We start from the raw sequence: 597 nt of genomic DNA on the forward strand, positions 1-597 counted from the left end.
TCGCTGACGTAAATCGGATGACAAACCAAGTGCCTGCAGACGATTCTGACGCAGTAAAGCATTGCGCTGGGATCCCATTGCACCGACAAAATGAGCCTGCCCTTGTAGTCCCGCATAGACCGCCAGATCATCTACTCTAGGGTCATGTGCGAGCGCAACAATCGCGCAATTCTCATCCATGTAAGATGCATAAACCAAGTCATCGGGAAGCACATTAGACACGACACTTATATCCTGCGCACTCGTCTGTCGCGCAACATGCTCGTGTCTCGGATCACAGATCTGAACCTCGTATCCAATACTTTCTGCCAGTGGTAACAATGCAAGTGATACATCACTCAATCCGATAAGCAATAAGCGATCTGGACGATCATATCTGAGCTTTACTTTATCGGCTAAACGATTAACGACTGAGTATGATTTTTCATTACCAGAGCGGGTCTCAAAGCCTACCAACGAAGAATCAAAATGCACCGAACGCCAGACCTCACGGCCTTCGTCTATCGCTCTTACCAGTTCTTTAACGTGAGTAATACCACGCGTTTCATGCTTGGATTCAGAGCATGAAAACTCTTCGATCATAAGCTCTATTTCAGC

General features: G+C 46.9%; 1 protein-coding gene. It reads right to left on the bottom strand.

Annotated features, from left to right (window positions below; all coding sequences use genetic code 11):
- Positions 1-597 (bottom strand): XdhC family protein (locus tag A3739_RS08480; protein ID WP_197472206.1); only part of this gene is annotated, 597 nt, incomplete at both ends.

Source organism: Oleiphilus sp. HI0067, from assembly GCF_001635735.1.